At 60.2% G+C, this 19,646-nt stretch carries 17 protein-coding genes and 1 tRNA gene; 2 read left to right on the top strand and 16 right to left on the bottom strand.

Going from position 1 to position 19,646, the window contains the following annotated elements; all coding sequences use genetic code 11:
* Positions 1-497: 497 nt before the first annotated feature.
* From IRZ24_RS02630 to IRZ24_RS02640, 3 genes are all read right to left on the bottom strand, one after another.
* Positions 498-2,195, bottom strand: coding sequence for a glycerol-3-phosphate dehydrogenase/oxidase (locus tag IRZ24_RS02630; RefSeq protein WP_297160271.1), 1,698 nt, complete (start codon positions 2,193-2,195; stop codon positions 498-500).
* A gap of 194 nt (positions 2,196-2,389) precedes the next feature.
* Entirely contained in the window at positions 2,390-2,590 is a 201-nt protein-coding gene (locus IRZ24_RS02635) for a hypothetical protein (RefSeq protein ID WP_297150689.1), read from the bottom strand.
* Between the two features lie 312 nt (positions 2,591-2,902).
* A complete protein-coding gene (locus IRZ24_RS02640) occupies positions 2,903-3,517 on the bottom strand; it encodes a glycerol-3-phosphate responsive antiterminator (RefSeq protein ID WP_297150692.1) in 615 nt (204 codons plus the stop codon).
* Positions 3,518-3,799: 282 nt separating this feature from the next.
* Between IRZ24_RS02640 and IRZ24_RS02645 the strand changes: the two genes are divergently transcribed.
* A complete protein-coding gene (locus IRZ24_RS02645) occupies positions 3,800-4,375 on the top strand; it encodes a glycerol-3-phosphate responsive antiterminator (RefSeq protein WP_297160273.1) in 576 nt (191 codons plus the stop codon).
* Here the strand turns inward: IRZ24_RS02645 and IRZ24_RS02650 are convergent.
* The 10 genes from IRZ24_RS02650 to IRZ24_RS02695 all read right to left on the bottom strand — a co-directional run bounded on the left by IRZ24_RS02650 (position 4,372) and on the right by IRZ24_RS02695 (position 17,199).
* The gene (locus IRZ24_RS02650) at positions 4,372-4,722 is read right to left on the bottom strand and encodes an HPr family phosphocarrier protein (protein ID WP_297160275.1); all 351 of its coding nucleotides are present in this window, start codon (positions 4,720-4,722) and stop codon (positions 4,372-4,374) included. The two genes, IRZ24_RS02645 and IRZ24_RS02650, sit on opposite strands and share 4 nt — an antisense overlap.
* Before the next feature lie 146 nt (positions 4,723-4,868).
* The gene (gene dhaM / locus IRZ24_RS02655; RefSeq protein WP_297160277.1) at positions 4,869-5,321 is read right to left on the bottom strand and encodes a dihydroxyacetone kinase phosphoryl donor subunit DhaM; all 453 of its coding nucleotides are present in this window, start codon (positions 5,319-5,321) and stop codon (positions 4,869-4,871) included.
* Between the two features lie 314 nt (positions 5,322-5,635).
* On the bottom strand, positions 5,636-6,265 hold the full coding sequence (gene dhaL, locus IRZ24_RS02660; protein ID WP_297160279.1) for a dihydroxyacetone kinase subunit DhaL: 630 nt from the start codon (positions 6,263-6,265) through the stop codon (positions 5,636-5,638).
* A gap of 353 nt (positions 6,266-6,618) precedes the next feature.
* Positions 6,619-7,620, bottom strand: coding sequence for a dihydroxyacetone kinase subunit DhaK (gene dhaK / locus IRZ24_RS02665; protein WP_297160280.1), 1,002 nt, complete (start codon positions 7,618-7,620; stop codon positions 6,619-6,621).
* A 413-nt stretch (positions 7,621-8,033) separates the two neighbouring features.
* Positions 8,034-10,211 carry a sigma 54-interacting transcriptional regulator gene (locus IRZ24_RS02670; protein ID WP_297160282.1) on the bottom strand — a complete coding sequence of 726 codons (2,178 nt, stop codon included), beginning with the start codon at positions 10,209-10,211 and terminating at the stop codon, positions 8,034-8,036.
* 239 nt (positions 10,212-10,450) lie between these two features.
* Positions 10,451-11,497 (bottom strand): cytochrome d ubiquinol oxidase subunit II, encoded by a 1,047-nt coding sequence (gene cydB / locus IRZ24_RS02675; RefSeq protein WP_297160283.1) that lies wholly within the window; start codon positions 11,495-11,497, stop codon positions 10,451-10,453.
* Positions 11,498-11,524: 27 nt separating this feature from the next.
* Positions 11,525-12,919 carry a cytochrome ubiquinol oxidase subunit I gene (locus tag IRZ24_RS02680; protein WP_297160285.1) on the bottom strand — a complete coding sequence of 465 codons (1,395 nt, stop codon included), beginning with the start codon at positions 12,917-12,919 and terminating at the stop codon, positions 11,525-11,527.
* 122 nt (positions 12,920-13,041) lie between these two features.
* Positions 13,042-14,811 carry a thiol reductant ABC exporter subunit CydC gene (gene cydC, locus IRZ24_RS02685; RefSeq protein ID WP_297160286.1) on the bottom strand — a complete coding sequence of 590 codons (1,770 nt, stop codon included), beginning with the start codon at positions 14,809-14,811 and terminating at the stop codon, positions 13,042-13,044.
* Positions 14,808-16,571 carry a thiol reductant ABC exporter subunit CydD gene (gene cydD, locus IRZ24_RS02690; protein WP_297160288.1) on the bottom strand — a complete coding sequence of 588 codons (1,764 nt, stop codon included), beginning with the start codon at positions 16,569-16,571 and terminating at the stop codon, positions 14,808-14,810. Before cydD ends, cydC begins: the two co-directional genes overlap by 4 nt.
* A 448-nt stretch (positions 16,572-17,019) precedes the next feature.
* Positions 17,020-17,199, bottom strand: a complete 180-nt coding sequence (locus tag IRZ24_RS02695; protein WP_297160290.1) for a hypothetical protein — start codon at positions 17,197-17,199, stop codon at positions 17,020-17,022.
* Positions 17,200-17,420: 221 nt separating this feature from the next.
* Here IRZ24_RS02695 and IRZ24_RS02700 point away from each other — a divergent pair.
* A tRNA-Asn gene (locus IRZ24_RS02700) sits at positions 17,421-17,492 on the top strand.
* A gap of 119 nt (positions 17,493-17,611) precedes the next feature.
* Here IRZ24_RS02700 and IRZ24_RS02705 read toward each other — a convergent pair.
* The 3 genes from IRZ24_RS02705 to IRZ24_RS02715 all read right to left on the bottom strand — a co-directional run bounded on the left by IRZ24_RS02705 (position 17,612) and on the right by IRZ24_RS02715 (position 19,624).
* Complete coding sequence (locus tag IRZ24_RS02705) at positions 17,612-18,478, bottom strand: GntR family transcriptional regulator (RefSeq protein WP_297160291.1); 867 nt, start codon at positions 18,476-18,478, stop codon at positions 17,612-17,614.
* Positions 18,479-18,598: 120 nt separating this feature from the next.
* Positions 18,599-19,009, bottom strand: a complete 411-nt coding sequence (locus tag IRZ24_RS02710; protein ID WP_297160293.1) for a DUF302 domain-containing protein — start codon at positions 19,007-19,009, stop codon at positions 18,599-18,601.
* Positions 19,010-19,231: 222 nt separating this feature from the next.
* Positions 19,232-19,624 carry a metalloregulator ArsR/SmtB family transcription factor gene (locus tag IRZ24_RS02715; RefSeq protein ID WP_297160295.1) on the bottom strand — a complete coding sequence of 131 codons (393 nt, stop codon included), beginning with the start codon at positions 19,622-19,624 and terminating at the stop codon, positions 19,232-19,234.
* Positions 19,625-19,646 lie beyond the last annotated feature (22 nt).

The following is a 19,646-nucleotide window of genomic DNA, read 5'->3' on the forward strand; positions in this document are numbered from 1 at the left end:
AGGCTGGCACGTTGTCGTTTCCCCCTTCTGTAACTCTCTGCCAGGCCACCCCGCTACAGCCTGCTTCCCTTGGCCCCCACCTCACCACACCACCTTTGACCCATGACTCTCCCAGCTCTACCCCGAGAGCAAGACAACTGGCTAGCTGAGCAGCACCATAGACGGACGGAGGTCCTTGACGGGGAGCGAAGCAGAGAGGTGCTTTGCTCTTCATCTCATCCTCATAATTAAGGATAGTGCGCCAGCAGGAAAACGTCAAACGGGGTTCGGCCAGGACGGAGGACAGATGAGAATCAATCGTAACAGCAATGCTGCGAGAGCAGAGAAGAGCGCTTCTGGCCTGGCGCCGCGCTCTAGCCCAGCCTGGGTTAGGGAGTAGAGAAATGGCGAAAGGAGAAGAGAAGCAGCACACCAACCAGTAAGCCGCCCTTCTATCTGGAGGGCCGGACAAGGGCGTAGTCGCGGGGAAGCTGTCGCCAGCCAGACCCCGCGACCTGTCAAGCGCTCAGGCGTGCTTCCTCGGCGGCAAGCTGACGTTCGACCTCCTGGCGATAAGCCGCTGTGAGACGCTGCACTTGCTCGGGCGACCAACCTTGCTCGGGCGCCATGAGGGCGGCCACTGTCTCCAGCGCTTCTAAGCCACGTCGCCGGTCCTCCAGGATCAGCGAGGTCCGACGGGCTAGAACATCGGCAGGCGTCATGGCCATCTCATAGCGGCAGGCATAGATCACCTCGGCCCGAATATAAGGCAGATCGGCGACAAGGCGCTGGGCAAGCATCGGATCATCTGCGATCAGTTGCAGGATCGTGCGCGTCTCGGTGCCATAGCTCTGCAACAGATGGGCAGTAATATCGCTCGCCAGACCAGCAGTGGTCGCCTGCTGCTCAAGCTCAGATCGCGCGCGTGACCAATCCTCACTACCAGCTAAGCGTAGTCGCAATGTCGGATGGCGTGGCTGACGCCCATCGCGCTCGTCGATTCGATCAAGCGTGTCCTGAGCCATACGCCGATAGGTGGTGAGCTTTCCCCCCACAATCGTCACCAGGCCCGCTTCGTTCTCCAGCACAGCGTGAGTGCGCGAAAGGCGGGCCGTATCGGCGCCGCTCTGCTCGCTTGGCTTGAAGAGAGGACGATAGCCAGCGTAGCTGCTGATAATCTGCTCGGGAGTCAACCTGAGCGAGAGGTAGCGATTGAGGTGCTTCAGCAGGTAGGCAATATCTGCAGTGTCAGGCAGGGGATGATCGAGATCGCCCGAGCCGGTATCGGTGGTACCGACAATGACGCGCGACTGCCAGGGGACAATGAAGAGAATGCGACGGTCCTCAGTCTCGGGCAGCACAACGGCGGCTTCTCCCACATGGAGATCCTCGCGCGAAAAGACCAGATGGACACCCTTGCTTGGTTCGATGCTCACGCGTGGCTGCAGTCCACAGAGGGCCTCGACCCGCTCCGCGAAGACGCCGGTCGCATTGACGACGTGACGCGCCTGGACCGTTAGCTCAGCCCCATCCAGGCTATCGCGCAGGCGCGCCCCACAGACACGCCCTTTTTTATCAAGTAGAAGCGCCACCGCCTCGCAGTAGTTAGCGATGACAGCACCGTAGCGGGCCGCCGTACGAATGAGGGTCATGGTCAGGCGCGCATCGTTGGTCTGCGCATCATAGTAGAGGAAACCGCCCTTGAGGCTGGTACTCACCAGATCAGGTGCATAGCGCAGCACCTCCTGACGGCTCAAGCGTCGGTGACGCGCAATGCCATAGCGGCCCGCCATCAGGTCGTAGAGCGTTAAGCCAATATCCAGCACAGCGCTTAAGCCTACTCCCCCGGGTGTCGTGAAGGGGATGCCAACCGGATGGCGATCACCGCGATAGAGCGGGAGAACAAAAGCCAGCGGCTGCACCAGGAAAGGGGCATTGTGCAACAGCAGGCCACGCTCAACCAGGCTCTCATGCACTAGCGGGAAATCAAAATTGGGTAGATAGCGTATTCCTCCATGAACAAGCTTGGTCGACTTGCTACTGGTGCCGCCAGCAAAGTCAGCCTTTTCGACTAAAGCAACACGGTAGCCGCGTACGGCGGCCTCGAGAGCGACACCGGCCCCAGTCACTCCGCCCCCAATGACCAGGACGTCGAAACGCTCCTGCTGCAGTGCGTTGAGGTTTTGACGGCGTGTGGTTGCTGATAGCAATTGCATGGCTCCCATCTGTAGAGATCTGGCCAGCGCCGGCCTGGGGCCGAGCCACGTCCGCTGCTGGCGGCGCTTGCTCAGATGGCCACCACGCCACCTGAACAGGATCAGCCCCCAGCGCCAGCCAGCGTACGCACATTGCCCCACCAGCCCGCTTGCAAGCGAGCCAGTGGGGGCCGTCAAAGATGGACCGACCGACTTCAGGCGACTCCACTCTGCGCCATTTCCGCCGTCGCCTTCGCTGCCATGAGCCAGGCACGCTGCCCTGAGTAAGGCCCCTTCGGCTCACCCACCACCATAGAGAGACCTCTGTCTTCTTCATCCAGCAGGCAAGCGAGCCGCTCGCTCAGCCGACCAGCGGCTGGCAGGGTCTTCAGGATGTAGAGTAGACTGCTCATCATGATGCCATTCCCGGCTTACCTGGTGGGCCAGGCCACGCCAGCCCTACCCCGCCTTGCCGGAACACCCTTCGATCGCGGACGCCGCGCAGCTCTCCTCTCTGGCCGGTATATGCCGGCGGAGCGGAGTGGAACAAGCGCACTTCCCCAATGGCTCCGGCGACGGCAGCGAGCACCCTTCAACGCTGAGTCGATCCGATCGATCCGATCTCTGTCTAGGGTCAGGTATCCAGCCAGCAGGTGGCGCAAGCGAATCAGCGAGCGAGGAGGAAGAGATGGGCCGAGCAAGCGTCTATCTCGCTCGACCAACCCACCTCAGTGCGTTTCTGCCGATGAGCTACAGGCGCTGAGCACGGGCAACCATTGATCGAGGCGAGTCACTGCCACCGCCCGGACCCCGCTGGCCAGTACGGCGCGCAACTGATTCGCCCCATAGAGCAAGCCCGATGCCATATACGGCAGATCAAGGGTTGGTCTGAGTGCAGGCATAATGTAAGGCACCACATGCGCCGGAGTGAAGTCCAGCATATCCACCACGCCACGGTCCACCGACTCCAGGGCCATCTCCAGCCCAGTCGAATCGACGGCGAAGATACGCTGGATGGCCTCCAGCCCCAGCTCATGAGCCAGCACCATCACTCTGGGGTGACTGGAAATGACGCCCCGGATGTGAAAGTGAGTCGCAAGGTGGCGCAGGCCCGCGTAATCGGCATTGACGCCATCAATGTGATCCATATTCACATAGAGGGCATAGCCGTTGCGATGGGCGCGCTCAACCAGTGCCTTGAATTCAAACAGGTTGCAGTGTCTGAGCAGAATAGCCCGCACCGCCGGCGTCTCCAGCGCTTGCACAAAGCGCGGGCGGGTTTCCACAACGGGCACCAGCACGCTGGAGGCCGGTAGGTTGAGCAGTGATACACCGGACTGCATACGCATCACCCATCTCGCACGTGCCTGGGACAAACGCCTGAAAAACAATAAAGTCCTGAGCCTGCCACATCTGTGGCAGCGCCAGGACTTCTCAAGTCTCTGTCCGGACGATATTCGCGATGATCAATCACACCGGGGAGAAGGACCCTCCTCCCCGCTGCGCTGTACCTGCTGGTTAGGACAGCCTTTACAAAAGTAATCATACCTGTCCCAGGTACTTTCTGTCAAGTGGCAGCCGTACCCTGGTAGGCGCCACGCTTTCTTTGCTACAATGAGAGCGTAATGACCAGAGACGAGTTTCTCAGGTTAGCGCGCCTCCATCCGGTGGCCGCGGCTCTCAAAGCAGAGCAAGACTGGTTCCCGGCGCTAGAGAGCCGGGCCTGCCTGCTCTTTGCGCTCCACGGCGATGCTTTTGCCCTCGCGCCGCTGATCGAGCAGGCCCATGCGCGAGGAAAGGGGATCGTAGCCCATCTCGACCTGCTGGCCGGGATTGGCAAGGATCGCGCTGGCCTCGCTTATCTGCGCCAGATCGGCCTTGACGCCGTGATTACCAGTCGCCCCCTCCTGGTGAGCGCGGCCAGAGCTGAGGGATTGCTCACCATTCAACCGCTTCTTTTAACTGAAGAGTCGGCAGTGGTGAGCTGCATGCGCCAGATCGCGCGGGCCCAGCCCGACCTGATCGAAGTGCTTCCCGGGATCATCTTTCCCGACTTCGCCCGCACCGTCCGTGCTCTTCTTCCTGGTCCCTTCATCGCAGGCGGCTTCATCCGCACGCCTCAGGAGGTGGCCAAGCTCCTGGCGACCGGCTGTGTACTGGTCAGTAGCAGCGCACGCCAGCTCTGGCAAGAGGCCGCCTAGGCCGAGGTTCCACCAGAGGCCCCCTCTGTCCCCGTGTGTCCGCCCTGTGGCCTGGTTGGACTTTCCTCGTCTTCTGCGTCCTCATCGAAATTGCGCAGGACTAAGTCGGCAATCGAGCGTACCGCCTCCTCGGCGTCTTCTCCCTCGGCGCGTAAACGAATAGTGCTTCCACAGCGCGCCCCCAGGCGCAGCACGCCCACGATGCTCTTGGCATTTACCGTCTGGGTCCCACACTGGAGCAAGATCTGCGACTGAAAGAGGGCCGCCGTTTGCACCAATAAGCGGGCCGGACGGGCATGCAAACCAACTTTATTGGTAATGATCAGGCTGCGTTCTACCACGGGCATGAGTGTCTCTTTCTCCCTTCCTTCCCTCGCCGCTGCCGGCAAGGGAGTCTCTCCTCTCCACTCTGCTTGGAGTTGGCCCCTGGCCAGGGGGCGCCTGTAGGCGCCCTGGCCGGGCCTCTCTTCTCGACAGGCACAGCGGCCGGCCCTTACGTTTGCTGATCAGCAGGAGGCATCTCCTCGGCTGCTGGTCCTCCTGCTGAAGAAGGCAGCTTCGGCAGACTGGTAGCCGCCGCTGCCGCCTCGGCCACGGCCTGTAACGGGCTGCCGATCGAAGCCTCGACAGCGGCTACTACTGCTCCTTCGACCAAAGGGGCACTACTAATCATCACCGGGCACTCCTGATCTTGCCTGAAGAGTTCTAGGGCCATCTCAGCCGCAATGCCGGCACTGCCAAGATCAAGCAAGATCAGGACCCCCGAGGGGTTGGCCGCCTGGCGTAGGGCCTGCAGGATCTTGTCCACCGAGGTCCCAAGCCTTCCTTCGGCAGTGCCCCCCGCCGGCACAATCACGACCTTTCCCTGCGCCATCTGGCCTGCTAGCTCTGCTACACCTTCAGCCAGACGCGCGCTATGCGAGACAATCACTAAGCCAACCGTCATCAGATACTCTCCTCGCCATGAGCAACAGAGGAGGGCCGGCTCCGGGCCTCCTGCCGCGGTTCCGCATGATCGCCTGCTCAGCCTAACCTGCACACTTATCCCCTTCCAGCGGCTGGGCTGATCCTACTGTTAAGGCCGACTGAGGCTCTGCGAGAGGCTATGTCTCTGTTGTCCCCCTCAGCTTGCAAGCACGAACAGCCCTCTTTAACTCGAAAGGGCAAGCTTTTAGCCAAGCCAAGAGACACACAAAAAGATAGTGAGGGCCTGCGTTGGGCCGTAGAGCCTAGGCCTTGTTTTGGTACAGTTCAGGCAGCTTAGCCAGCAATCTCGGCAAGCGTTTTCAATAGCAGCCAGCTAGAGGTAGCACCCGGGTCCTGATGACCGATGCTGCGCTCGCCCAGGTAACTGGCCCGGCCCTTAGTGGCCTGCATGGAGATCGTGGCCTTCATGCCCTCCTCAGCGGCTTCAGCGGCGCGGCGCAGGAGCATAGACAAGCCCTCATGCTCTTCTTGCGCTTTACGCGCCGCCGCCAGAGCCGGCTCCAGGGCATCCACCATTGTCTTTTCTCCGGTGTGGGCCTTGCCGCGGGCCTTAATGCCATCTAGGGCAGCCTGCAGCATTTCAACGATGTCCGCCTCGTCCAGCTCATGTTTGCCGGCGGTCACCACGCCTGCACGCAGAAAAGCCGTCCCGTAGAGTGGACCGCTGGCGCCACCCACAGTGGAGACCAGGGTCGTTCCTACAGTCTTCAGAATTGAACCGATATCCATGCCGCTCAGCGAGGGTAGCTTGTCAAGAACGGCTCGGAAACCGCGATCCATGTTGACCCCGTGATCAGCGTCGCCGATCGGGGCATCAAGCTGGGTCAGATAATCACGCTGCTCGTGAAACACCTGGGCCGTTTGCGTTATCCAGCGTAAGACATCCTCTGTTGTGATTGGCATAGCCTGCTCTCCTCCGTAGTGTTGCGGTACGAGCGGGTGCGGGCGGGCCGCCCTGGCAGCACAGGTCTGCTCCCAGCCAAATCGGGAGATGATGGGACCTCGCGTTCCGCTCGCCTGTCTGGCCTGGGCTTCCGTTTGCTCTCCGGCTTAGTCCCAGATCAACGCACGGCCCGAGAGGGACCGACCGCCTAGGCAGCACAGGGTGCGGAGCAAGGCAAGGGGTGGGCGCTAGGGAATAGGTAGGCCCTTGCCCTGCTCTTGTTGGCAGCTTGTCGCTCAGCGCGGCCTCTCTGTCACGACCAGTACAACCAGCGAGCGAGCGAGCGAGGCCGTTGCGATCACTCTGACTAGCTTCAGACGCCCCAGCGTAGCGCTGGAGTCAAAACGGGAGCATCCCAGTAGCGCAGCATCTCATCATCGACACGCAGCAGCGTAATAGAGCAGCCGGCCATCTCTAGGGAGGTGATGTAGCTGCCTACCAGGGAGCGAGCGATCGTAATATTGCGCCCCTTGAGGATGCGCGCCAGTTCACGGGCGACTACATATAGCTCGATCAAGGGCGTGCCCCCCATGCCATTGACAAAGGCGAGGACGCGCTCACCAGCCTTAAGGCCGAGGTCCTCGATAATGGGGTTGGCCAGCATCTCGACAATGTCGGCAGCCGGCGCCAGTTTGACGCGCCGCCGACCTGGCTCGCCATGAATGCCGATGCCGATCTCCATTTCGTCCTCCCCCAGCTCAAAGGTGGGCGTGCCTTTAGCGGGGACAGTGCAGGAGGTCAGGGCCATACCCATGCTGCGACCCTGCTCGTTGACACGCTTGGCAAGAGCCGCAACTTGTTCTAGCGGGGCGCCACTCTCAGCGAGCCCCCCAACGATTTTCTCCAGCAGGACTGTAACCCCGACACCGCGCCGACCGGCAGTGTAGAGACTGTCCTGCACGGCAACGTCATCGTTGGTGATGACACTGGCGACTTCAATTCCCTCAGCCTGGGCCAGCTCCGCCGCCATTTCAAAGTTGAGGACGTCGCCCGTGTAGTTTTTGATGATCTGAAAGACGCCCGCCCCACCGTTGACTGCTCGCATGGCCGCCAGGATCTGATCGGGTACTGGTGATGTAAAGATGGCACCTGGACAGGCTGCGTCGAGCATGCCCCGCCCGACAAACCCTCCATGCATCGGCTCATGACCGCTGCCTCCCCCCGAGACAACGCCTACTTTGCCGCGTACCGGCGCGTCCGCCCGTACAATGATCTGATTCTCTAGATCGACGCGGATTAGCTCGGGATGCATGGCTGCCATGCCTTCTAGCGCTTCTTTGACGACTGTCTCTGGACTGTTGATGAGCTTTTTCATGCTGCCTCCTTTTCCCAGAAGTCGAGGGCCGCTCCTTTGCCCTCCCCTGTTCATGGAACAGCGGCTCTGCTGCCTTGCTCGTCTGCTTGCCGCTTTGCTTTCAGAGCCGCCCGCCCGTCTGCCGGTTGCCGCTTCGCTACCGCCCCAGCAGGTTTTTCGCCACCATCGCTGGCCGCTCCAGCTTGGCTAAGCGGACGCCTGCCCACCACCCACCCTCTACAGATGAGAGCCTCTGGCTTTGCCTGTCTCTTCTTCAGAAGACATGCAAGATTCGTGCCACTTCCCCAATAGCAACGAGGGACAACCGCCAGCGGGCGCTGCACGCTCACGCAGCGCCTCACTATTGTCTGGCTCCATGTTACATTGTTGCAACGATTGCCAGCTCCAGTTTCATTATTGAAACGTTAAGTGTTTCATGGCGGAAACACTTCGCCCTGGTCAACAGTTGAGGATACCGATGTGACTGGAGCGGGGCGCAGACCATAGCGGACCATCTTGCGCCAGAGAGTCGTTCGACTGATGCCCAGCAGGCGCGCCGCCGCACTCGGACGGCCCTGGCAGTGTTCCAATGCCTGGAGAATGGCGCTGGCTTCCGTCGAGCGACTGCGCTCTTTGAGTGGGTGCAAAGTTGGTGTGGACAGGGATGGCTCCGCTTGCCAGATAGCGTCAGCCGCTTGGTTCTGTGGCTTAGGCAGCGACGTCGCTGAAGACGGCGCTAAGGTCGCATTGGTCGTGTCACTCTCCGCTGGCTGGCGGATCTCCGGTGGCAGATCCTGGATGGTAATGGTATCGGAGCGCGCCAGATAGGTGAGGCGCTCCAGGAGGTTTGCCAGCTCGCGCACATTGCCTGGCCAGCTATAGCGCTCCATCAGGCTCAGTGCCTCCGGTGTAATGCGAAAGGAGCGTCCCAATGTCTGGCTCTGACGCTGTAGAAAATGTTCTACAAGCAGAGGAAGATCTTCCAGGCGTGCGCGTAGAGGCGGAATATGAATGGATAGGACATTGAGGCGATAAAAGAGATCGGAGCGGAAGGTCCCCCGCCGGACCTCCTCGCGCAGGTCCTTATGAGTGGCTGCGATGATCCGCACGTCGACGGGAATGAGACGCTGGCCTCCGATGCGCATGATGGTACGCGTTTCGATCGCTCGCAGGAGGGTGGTCTGCAGGTCAAGAGGCATATCACCGATCTCATCAAGGAAGAGCGTACCGCCATGAGCCTGCTCAAACTTGCCCGAGCGTCCCTGGCGGTCGGCTCCAGTGAAAGAGCCACCCTCGTAGCCGAACAGCTCGGTATTGATCAGCTCACGCGGAATGGCAGCGCAGTTGATAGCCACAAAAGGCCCATCGGCCCGCGGGCTGTTATTGTGAATGCTCTGGGCAAAGATTTCCTTGCCGACGCCGGTTTCGCCGTGTAAGAGCACAGTAGAATTGCTATGCGAGGCCAGGCGGGCCAGACGCAAGGCTTCTTGTAGAGGAGCGCTGTTTCCCACCACGTTGGCAAAGGTCAGGCGCGCCCGCGTACCGGTCATCCTATTGACCAATTTCTGCACGCGTTCAATGCTGCGCAGGATCAGTACAAAGCCATCGGAGATCAGCGGGCCGCCAGAGATGGTACCTGCTCCCGCAGTCAGGCGTCCGAAGATGGGTTCAGGTTCGCCAGCCGCGCTAGCCGTGAGAGCGATGGGTTTGAGTGAGCAGAGGCAAGTGACGCGCCCGCGTGTCGTCTCAAAGACTAGCTCTTCTTCGTTCAGGGGCTGCTGACAGGTCAGCGCCTGTTGAAGCAGCGAGGGGAGTGGCAGGACGTCGCGCAGTCGTCTCCCCATGACGCGCGCCGGCACAAGGCCTAGCAGGGCGCCAGCAGGCCCATTCATCTGGGAGATGACGCCATCGCGCCGCAGCAGGAGAATGCCTTCTGGCAGGCTTTGGAGAATGATTTTGAGTTCGGCAAGCAGCTCGTTGGCGTTGCCAAGCCAGACTTGCATTTGGAGCTGACCACTGATCACCTGGGCAGCCGCGGCCACCATTCCTAAGGTGTGCACATGAGCCTGGTCACGGGGGCCTACAACTGCCAGCACGCCGACGGCCTGCCCAAGGGGATCATGCACCGGCGCGGCAGCGGTGTAGAGGTTATGCAAGGCAGCGCGGTAGTGCATCGCACCCTCTAGCTGCATAGGGAAGGATTCCTGAAGCGCCAGGGCTAAGGCGTTTGCTCCTTGCAGTTCCTCAGTCCACAACGCCCCGACCCGCATCCCCAGGGGTTCAAGCCGGCTTCGCGTTTCGCGATCACCGATCAGATCAATGATGCGCCCCTCAGCGTTGGCGAAGGCTACCAGGCAATCGGACCCTTCGATGAACTGATAGAGGTCCTCCATCGCCGGTCGAATGAGGGCCAACAGACGCCGCGAGAGCGGCTGCGTGGCCGAGAAGCCGGGGGGATCAGGGTCAGGCGGTTGGCTATAGGGATCAAGGCCCAGCGCCGCGCAGCGCCGCCATGCTTGGGCGAGAGCCGGCGGCAGCAGGTCGTCTTGCAGACGGCCCCGCAGTACAAATTGTTCCCAGATAGCGCGGTAATCTTGGGCGCTGCTGAGCATGTTCCCTCCGTCTCTGGCTAGTGCTTTGCTCTTGCCCCTTTTCCTCCTCTTCGTCCTCCATTCTGGCAGATCGATCGCTAGACGAGCAAGGAAGAAAGGTGCAACAGGTAGAGCAGCGGACTGCTTCGACTGGCCTGGATAGTACAGTATAGCACAGTGCTGGCCCCGCCAGGGCTGCTCGGCGAGGCCAGCGCTTCACATTCGGCAGCGTTATGATAGGTCTGTGCTTTCTCTCGGCGCTAGTAGCCGCCGTATTCTTCCTTGGCCGTTACCTTGCCCCAGAAGAGGCGATAGGTAAAGACGAAGTAGATCGCCGCCAGCACGATGCCAATGATCCACCAGATCAAGCCTACAGTCAGACCGTAGGGACTGCCCGAGGCATTGTAGATGGTCAGGCTATGGGCAGGTTCGACAGCGGGCAGTACATCGGGATAGAGGCCAAACGCCGAGCTAGCCAGCATCCCGGCAATGAAGGCGCAGGAGGAGAAGAAGGCCGCCAGGTCGCGATTGCGGAAAGCAAAGTGTCCCACACCGAGCAGACCGAGGAAAGCAATCAGAGGGAAGATGGCTCCCCAGGGACGCGCATTGAAACTGGCATAGATCTGCGGTTGCACAGCAAAGGTCGCAATCGTACTCATCACAGTCAGCACGATGGTTATCGGCCAGCTAATGCGCAGGATGCGGCGTGCACGCGCATTGAGGGCGCCATCGGTCTTACGCGCTATATAGGCTGCTCCGTGCATGGTCAGGGTGCTGGCGGCCATCAGCCCGATCAGGATGGTATACCAGTCCAGAATGCCGGGCGTCTTGCTAAAGGGGTTGAAATCGGTCCATAGCGGCTCAAAGAAAACGCCATGTTCATCAAGCGGCACGCCGCGGATGACATTGGCCAGGGCAGCACCATAGAAAATGGCCAGCAGTGTGCTGCCAATAAAGAACATGCCGTCCCAGAAGGAGGCCCAGACGGGACTAGGCACGCGTGAGCGCAACTCGATAGAGACGCCCCGCCACATCAGCAGCCAGAGCACAATACAGAGCGGCAGGTAGAAGCCGCTGAAGCTGGAGGCATAGAGAACTGGGAAAGTGAAGAAGAGGGTACCACCGGCGGCGATAATCCAGACCTCATTTCCATCCCATACCGGCCCAATGGCGCGCAGGATCAGGCGTCGTTCCTGGTCGGTGCGGGCAGCGATCAGGTGAATGATGCCGGCTCCCAGATCGAAGCCATCCAGCAGAACGTACATCGTTAGCATGAAGGCGACAAGAATAAACCAAAGGGTTGCCATCAGCCTTAACCTCCCTCAGCCAGTGCGCTAGCCTTCGGCTACCGTACCGGTAGCCAGTCCGGGCAAACCGCCCTCTGTTTCGATCCCGGCCTCCTCGCCCTCGCCGCTCTCCGGTCCTTTGAGGGCCTCAGTAACGGAGAGTACCACGTAGAGCAGCCCAAGCAGCAGGTACATACCGGCAAAGCCGATGAGGGTAAAGAGGACATTACCGGCCGATAAGTTAGCCGACGAGCCTTGTGCCGTGGGCAGCAAGCCGTAGATGATCCAGGGCTGGCGCCCCAGCTCGGTTGTGAACCAGCCCGCGGTATTGGCAATGACTGGGAAAGGCGTGGCCAGCATCAAGATCCACAGCATCCAGCGCGTTGTGAAGAGACGCCGTTTCCAGAACCAGAGCAGGCAGGCCACCCCCATGATCGGAATAAAGAAGGTGCCCAGACCGACCATGATGTGATAGCTATAGTAGAGCAGCTCGATTGAGTCGGGCCGCTGATTCGGTGGAAAGGCGTCCAGGCCCTTGACGACAGCCTCCCAACGGCGATAGGTCAGAAAACTGAGAACCTTGGGCACAATCAGCGGGTTATCAAGTTGGCCAGTGGCCGTATTGGGCTGGCCCAGAATGACGATGCCTGCTCCCTGTTCAGTGTGAAAGAGGCCTTCGAAGGCCGCCAACTTGGCCGGCTGGTATTTAGCGACCTGCTGGCCCTCAAGGTCGCCGCTGGGATAGAGTTGGATGATGCTGGCAATGAGGCCGACGATGACACCCAGGGTCACAAAGATACGCCCATAGTCAATGTGGCTCTTGGCCAGCAAGTAGTAGGCCCCTAGCCCAGCCATGATGAAGGCCCCGGTGACAACCGCTCCGCTCATGGTGTGCAGGTACTGCGGGAAGATCCAGGGGTTGAGCAAGACCTCCCAGTAGTTGGAGATGTGCAAGCGGTTGCCAACGATGGTGTAGCCGACAGGGTGCTGCATCCAGGCATTCGAGGCCACAATGAAGGCGCCAGAGGCCCAGGTGCCGAGCCAGACCATGACGGCAGCAAACCAGTGCACTTTCTGCCCAAAGACTTTTTCACCGAAGAGGAAGACACCGAGAAAAGCCGACTCCAGGAAGAAGGCAAAGGCGCCCTCCATTGCCAGTGTCTGGGCAATGATGTCGCCGGCATAGGCCGAGAAGCGCGCCCAGTTGGTGCCAAACTGGAATTCCATCGGAATGCCGGTGACAACGCCTAGCACAAAGCTGGTGGCGAAGATTTTGGCCCAGAAACGGGCGCTGATGTTGTAGCGCTCGTCCTTCTTGATCAGGTAGAGCGTCTTTAAGAGGACGATCAAGAAGGCTAACCCCATTGTGATTTGGGGAAAGATATAGTGATAGCCTACGGTAAAGGCGAATTGGACACGCGATAAGATGGTTGATAGATCCATATGCAGGCAAAACCTCCCACAGACTGACCGAAACGCCTCTGCTATTGTTACTCCAGTCCATAAGTCCAAAGCCGGCTAGACCGCTGGCCGGACATGCCGGCTGTTTTCTCTCCTGCAGGCGATCAGGCTAGCGGCAGCAGGGCGTTTTGCACTTCCCACAAGCGTCGATAGAGACCATCACGGGCAAGGAGCTGCTCGTGCCTGCCTCGCTCAACAATGCGCCCTTCATCCAGTACAAGGATCTCATCCATGCGTTCCATGTTCAGGAGACGATGGGTCACGAGCAGCGTCGTACGACCTTCCATCAAGGTATTCAGTGCCTCAAGCAGAGCCTGCTCAGTTAGCCGGTCTAGATGGGCAGTCACTTCATCAAGCAAGAGAATCGGTGCATCTTTGAGCAGAGCGCGAGCTATGGCCAGACGCTGACGCTCGCCGCCCGACAGCTTCAGGCCTTGCTCTCCGACCCAGGTGTCGAGGCCGGCAGGTAGCTGGCGAACAAAGTCGTCAAGCTGAGCTAGCGCCAGTGCGCGCCAGAGCTGCTCTTCTGTGGCCGAAGGCGCCGCCAGGAGCAGATTGCCGCGGATAGTGTCGTTGAAGAGATAGGTATCCTGGGTAACGACTCCCATCAGGCGGCGCAGATCGGCCAGGGCAAAGGAGCGAAGGTCTTGGCCATCCAGGAGAATACGCCCCGCCTGTGGATCCCAGAAGCGCAGGACGAGCCGGAGCAGGGTACTTTTGCCGGCACCGCTAGGGCCGACGATCGCTACGCGTGCCCCTGCTGGAACACGAAAAGAGATATCGGTGAGCGTTCTTTGCTGGCCTTGCTCTTCGTAGCGGAACTGCACTCCTTCAAAGGCCAGTTCCAGCGAGGAGCTGGCCGGCAACGCTCTGGGCTGCGGCGGATCGCTGACGGTGGGAGGCATATCAATGATGCGAAAGAGGCGCTCACCAGCCGCCAGAGAGTGACCAAGCTGGCCAAAAGCTTGAGCTAGCGGCGTAATGGCCTCGAAAGCGGCCAACATGAGCATAGCCAGGAAACCAAGATAGACGCGATTGATCTGGGCGCTCACCGCCAGGGGAATAGCAAGTACCAGAATGCTCCAAACGGCCAGGCCCGTCAGTAGCTCCTGTAGCCCTTCTTGTAAGCCACCCGCTACGGCCAGACGCCTCTGAAGGCGATCAAGTCGCTTCTCCCAGGCAGCCAGCTCCTCGCGACGGCGGGTCGCCTGCCCGTAGGCTAACAGATCGCTCATGCCCTGCAGGCTCTCGACGATGTGCACATTGACTCGGCCACGTAAGGCAAGCTGCTCACGGCCCAGCCCGCGCGTCAGGCGCAAAGCCAGCAGCGGCAGCGCCAGACCGCTGATCACCAGGAAGGCCACTGCTATCAAGGCCAGGGCAGGGTCAAAGACTGCAAAGAGCCAGTAGGTCACGATGGTGACGAGGACTGCCACTAGTACCGGCGCCACTACCCGCAGATAGAGATTCTGCAGCTCGTCCACATCCGAGACCAGGCGCGCCAACAGGTCGCCACTACGCAACTGGAGCAGGCGAGCCGGGGCCAGTGGCGCCAGCCGCCGATAGACAGCGACGCGGATGTGAGCCAGCAGGCGGAAAGTAACGTTATGCGAGAGCAGACGCTCCCCATAACGGGCCGACGCCCGCACCAGGCCCATCAGGCGCACGATCGTGATTGGGATGCTTAGCAGGACTATCATGGTCACGATGGCCGCCCCGGCGATCAGATAGGAGGCCATACTCAGCAAGAGCATATTGGCCACAATCATGATGCCTCCCAGCAGCACCGTCACCACAATCTGAGGAATGAAAGGACGTAAAAAGGCCAGCAGACGCCAGGCTGTTCTTAGCGCAACTGATCGTTTGCGAGTCATAGCGCCTCGGCCTCCTTTCCGGGTAAGGCCCCAGCCCCACGCATACGAGCCGTCATCAATTGCGCGTAGGCACTGGTAGGCTGCTCCAGCAGCGCTGCCGGTTCGCCCACCTCGACCAGGCGCCCGCCATCAAGAACCAGCACCTGATCGGCAGCGGCCACGGTGTTGATACGATGGGCAATGACCAGTACGGTACGTTCGCGACGTAAACGAGTCAGCGCCTCGCGTAACAGGGTCTCGCTCTCGGGATCAAGGCTAGAGGTCGGCTCATCCAGGATGAGCAGCGGCGCCTGCTTGAGGAAAGCTCGCGCTACAGCCAGGCGCTGAAGCTGCCCAGCACTCAGTCGCAGGCCCTGTTCGCCAACTTCGGTATCATACCCCCGGGGCAGCTCGCGGATGAAAGACGCCGCTCCCGCCAGCTCAGCGGCGCTCTCGATCTCGTCGTCACTGGCCTCCGGTCGCGCCAGACGCAAATTGTCGCGTATGCTGCCACTGAAGAGATAGGGACGCTGCGGTACCAAGGCCACATACTCCCTCCACAGGTCTGCCGGCAGGCGATCGAGCGGCAGCCCATTGACCAGGATGGCCCCACTTTCGATCTCTATGAAGCGCAGCAGGAGATTGACAAGTGTACTTTTGCCCGCTCCGCTGCGCCCAACCAGAGCAGTGCAAGAACCCGCTGGCAGGGTAAAGGTCAGATTCTGCAGCGCTGGACGCTCGCTGCCGGCGTAGCGACAGGTCACGTGCTCGCAGGTGATTGTCAACGGTGCAACAGGCAGCGGCGACGGGGTCGTTGCTGGCTCGTTGACCGCCGGCTCGGTGGCCAGGATTTCAAAGATGCGCTTGGCCGCGACACGCCCCTCCATGCCGGCATGATAGTGGGTGCCTAACTCACGCAGCGGGCGATAAAATTCTGGTACGAGAAGTAGAACAAGAAAAGCCTGCACAAAAGGTATTTCTCTATTGATCAGACGGACGCCCAGGAAGACAGCAATCAGGCCGATGGCCAGCATAGTCATGAACTCCAGGACCGCGCCAGAGAGGAAGGCGTAGCGCAGCACTTTCAGCGTGCGGCGACGATACTCCTCGCTCAAGCGAGCCACGCGCGCCTCCTGAGCCCCGCTGCGCCCAAAGAGGTGGAGGGTAACAAGGCCCTGAATCGTATCTAGGAAATGGGCGCTCAGGCGAGCGAGAGTCGTCCACTGGCGCTGAATATGCTTCTGGGAATAGCTGCCGACGGCGATCATCAGGATAGGAATGACCGGCCCGGTGATCAGCAGGAGCAGAACGCTGAGATGATCGAGCGGCCACATAATGGCCAGCAAGAGGAGCGGAATGACCAGGCTCCAAACGGTCTGTGGCAGATAGCGAGCGACATAGGTCTCCAAGCGCTCGCAGCCCTCATTCAACGTAGCGACCAGTTCACCGCTGCGCTCATCGCGTACAAAGAGCGGTCCGAGCCGTAGCAGATGAGCAAAGAGGCGCTGGCGCATTTCGCTTTTGACTCGGCTGCCAGCCCGCCGCGCCCAGAACTCGCGCAACCAGACCAGCCCCGCCCGTAAACAGATGGTTACTAGTAGAGCCACCAGGGCTGCTGCGACCTGCCGCAGGCCAGCGCGCCCAAGAAAGACCTGTGCGACGATCCAGCTTAGTAAGGCCATCTGCCCCACGGTCGCTAGCAGCGCCAGCAGGCCAGCCAGCACACTTAGCGCTAACGGCCAGCGCACCGCTCTGCACTCACGCAATATCTGCTTTTCCATTGCACTCCTCTGGGCAAAATCTGCTCTCCGCCTTCTCAGGTCTCTCAGATGCGCTCTCGACACTCTTTACTCTAGCGTAAGAGCAGGCCGCTGCCATCAGGAGAGAACCTGAACTTTTTTGCGGCGAATACCGTATCCGCCAGCTCCTGAGAAATAGTAGAACACCTGAGTAGCGAAGTTGCAACGTCGCCAGGCCGTCGAGCCTGGACCTAAGCCCTTTTGTGATCAGTTCGTAAGACCAGCCAAGCAGCGAACCATTGCGGAAAGCAAGAGCCTGAGCTGGAGCGATCATCTCAACAGTGTGAAAAGCTTAGCGGAGCTTTTATGAAAGGGTTCCTGTGATTCAACAGGCGTTTTCCCCAGAAGTACTGACGGAAGGGTTCTTGAGAGTGATCCTCGTTGAACTGGCAATCAGAGGAGAATCCACATAAGGAAAGATCACCCCTGTTTAGCCGGCACGCTGGGCACCATTGCCCTTGCCCTGCTCCTCGGCGCCCTTCTCTTCTGGCTCGTGATCCGCCGCCCCGGCGTGCACCTGGCGCCGGCTTCCTATGAGCAACCCTTGACCAGATACACCGTTGGCTAACAAGGCGGGCGCGCCCTCCTGCCAGGTATGCTGGTCACTCAATGGTCGTCTCGCGCTCAGACAACGTTCACTGCGACAGGTCTAGCCAGAGCCAAGCTGTGCCCTCGCCTGCCTTCGCGACGGGTCCTTTCCCTCAGACGCCTGCCACCGCCCAGAGGCAGCATCGAGCGGCTCTCATCAGACCCGGTCATCTCAGAAAAAGGGTGTTGACTAATTCAGCCGTCCACGTTATAATAATCTCGCAAGCCATTGTGAGACCCCGTTCCTCGATAGCTCAACGGTAGAGCAACCGGCTGTTAACCGGTGGGTTGCAGGTTCGAATCCTGCTCGAGGAGCCTCACAAGACAAGAGCCACAGAAGTGTGCTTCTGTGGCTCTGTTTTTTTGTGCCTACTGGTCGGGTCGGGTTGCCTCATTAAGAAGATGAACTTTCTCTTTGTCTAGCGGAGCCAGCACTAGTCCCCCCCAGGCTCTGTCTGGGTACTCTCTGTTAGGTCGTGGGTTTCTACAGGGCTGGCGCTCCCGGCTTCGGCGAAAATTGGGCGCAGCTCGCTGATTGTCGGCGGACGGCCCCCCGTACTGCTGCGGCGCTGCAGGCACAGCCGATAGCTCACACGGTCGGGCCGATAATAGCGTTCTTGTATATAAACAGGTGCATTGCCCCCGGTACAGGAGAGACGGCGAATCAGCAGTAGGGCAGTCCCCACCGACACCTCTAGCAGGCGCGCCTGCTCGGACGTCGCGTTGACCGCCGTAATCTCAAAAGTGCCGGCCTCAATGGGAATGCCATAGCGAGACTCCAGTAAATGATAAATTGTCTCGCGGCTCAGCTCCTCTTCAGGCAGGAGCACGCCGAAGCGCATTGGCAGCCAGGTGATATCGAAGGCGATGGGGCGGCCATTGGCCAGACGCAGGCGATCAAGACGCATCACCTCCTCGCCCTCGCGCAGGCCCAGGGCCACGGCAACGGCGCGACTGGCAGCCTCACGTTGAAACGCGAGCACCCGAGAGGATGGCTCGAGGCCGGCCAGCTCCATATCTTCGACAAAATCGGTCAGGCGGACAAGGCTCTGCTCGATGCGCCTCTCGGCTACGTAGGTGCCTTTACCATGACGCCGGACGACCAGGCCCTCATCTTCCAGTTCGTTAAGGGCCTGGCGCACCGTAATGCGGCTGACTCCATAGGTCTGCATTAGCTCCTGCTCGGTCGGCAGGCGGTCGCCAGGACGATAGACACCACGCTCGATCTCACCACGCAGGATCTGCTTGAGTTGATGATAGAGCGGCGTCGGTCCAGGCGTCAATTGTTGCGGTGTTGGCATACTCCTCCTCAGCCTGGCCCAGTTCGCTTGCGTCCGCTTGTGCGGCTATGGTTATGACGATATGTTCACTGCGGAACACTGCCCCTCATTATAGGACACCAGGACACATGCGGCAAGCCTTCATGCGGAGGAGGTGCTCAGTGGAGCAAGGGCAGCGAGCACACGCTGTAGCCGTGCCCGCGCCTCCTGGGCGAGCTGGTCAAGCTGCGCATTGCCACTGAGCGCCAGCATGGCCTGTGGATCAGCGATTTCAACGCGGCTGCCATTCTCAACGGCACGCACCACAACGTTGCAGGGAAGCAGGAGACCAAGCTCTGGCTCGATCTCCAGGGCGCGATGAGCCAGGTGCGGATTGCAGGCTCCCAGAATCACATAGGGCGCCGTCTCTAGCCCCAGCTTTTCGCGTAGGGTCCGCCTCACGTCGATCTCAGTCAGAACGCCGAACCCTTCCGCCTTGAGAGCCTCTTTGACACGCTCAATCGCTTGCTCATAGGGTAGGGCCAAGGTTGCCCCAAAACCGTAACTTGCCATCGGCCTTCTTCCTCCTTCCTCGGTATGGCATGTTGGTCACTGAGAGATGTTCTCTCTTGCAGAACCAGGTTCGCTGGCTGAGTAAGCCTGATTGTGGTTCACACAACCAGCAATGGCCAGGCTCGCCGGCGAACGCAAGCGAAAGCTGGACCTCAAACGGAAGTTACGACGGAGCCGCCGCCAGCCTGGACAAGCGGGTGAACCGCCTTCTACTACGGGCAGTTACTGGAGGCTCTGAGCCAGTGTGGTAAAGCGCTCTTGGACGCCAGCGCAGACAATGTCACAGAGCGTCAGAACACTGGGATCGGCAAGCGCATAGTAGATGCTCGTGCCCACTTTGCGCCGCTTGACAAGTCCCCCTTGCATGAGAGCCGCCAGGTGCTTGGAAACGTTCGGCTGGCTGGCTCCTGTCACGGCCACCAGCTCGCTAACGCTGCGCTCACCGCCCGTCAGAGCCGCCAGGAGCTTGAGACGCAGCGGCTCTCCCAAGAGGCGAAAGCGCGCCGCAATCAGCTCCAATAGCGGATCAGGAAAGCCTCCCTCGCTGCTCATCTGCTTCCAGCGCGCTGCAGCGCTGAGATCTTGCGGTCGCCGCTCCTCCGTTTCCTGAGCCACAGAGAGTCTCTTCTCTGTCAAG

The organism is Thermogemmatispora sp. (assembly GCF_019683755.1).
Lineage (GTDB): Bacteria > Chloroflexota > Ktedonobacteria > Ktedonobacterales > Ktedonobacteraceae > Thermogemmatispora.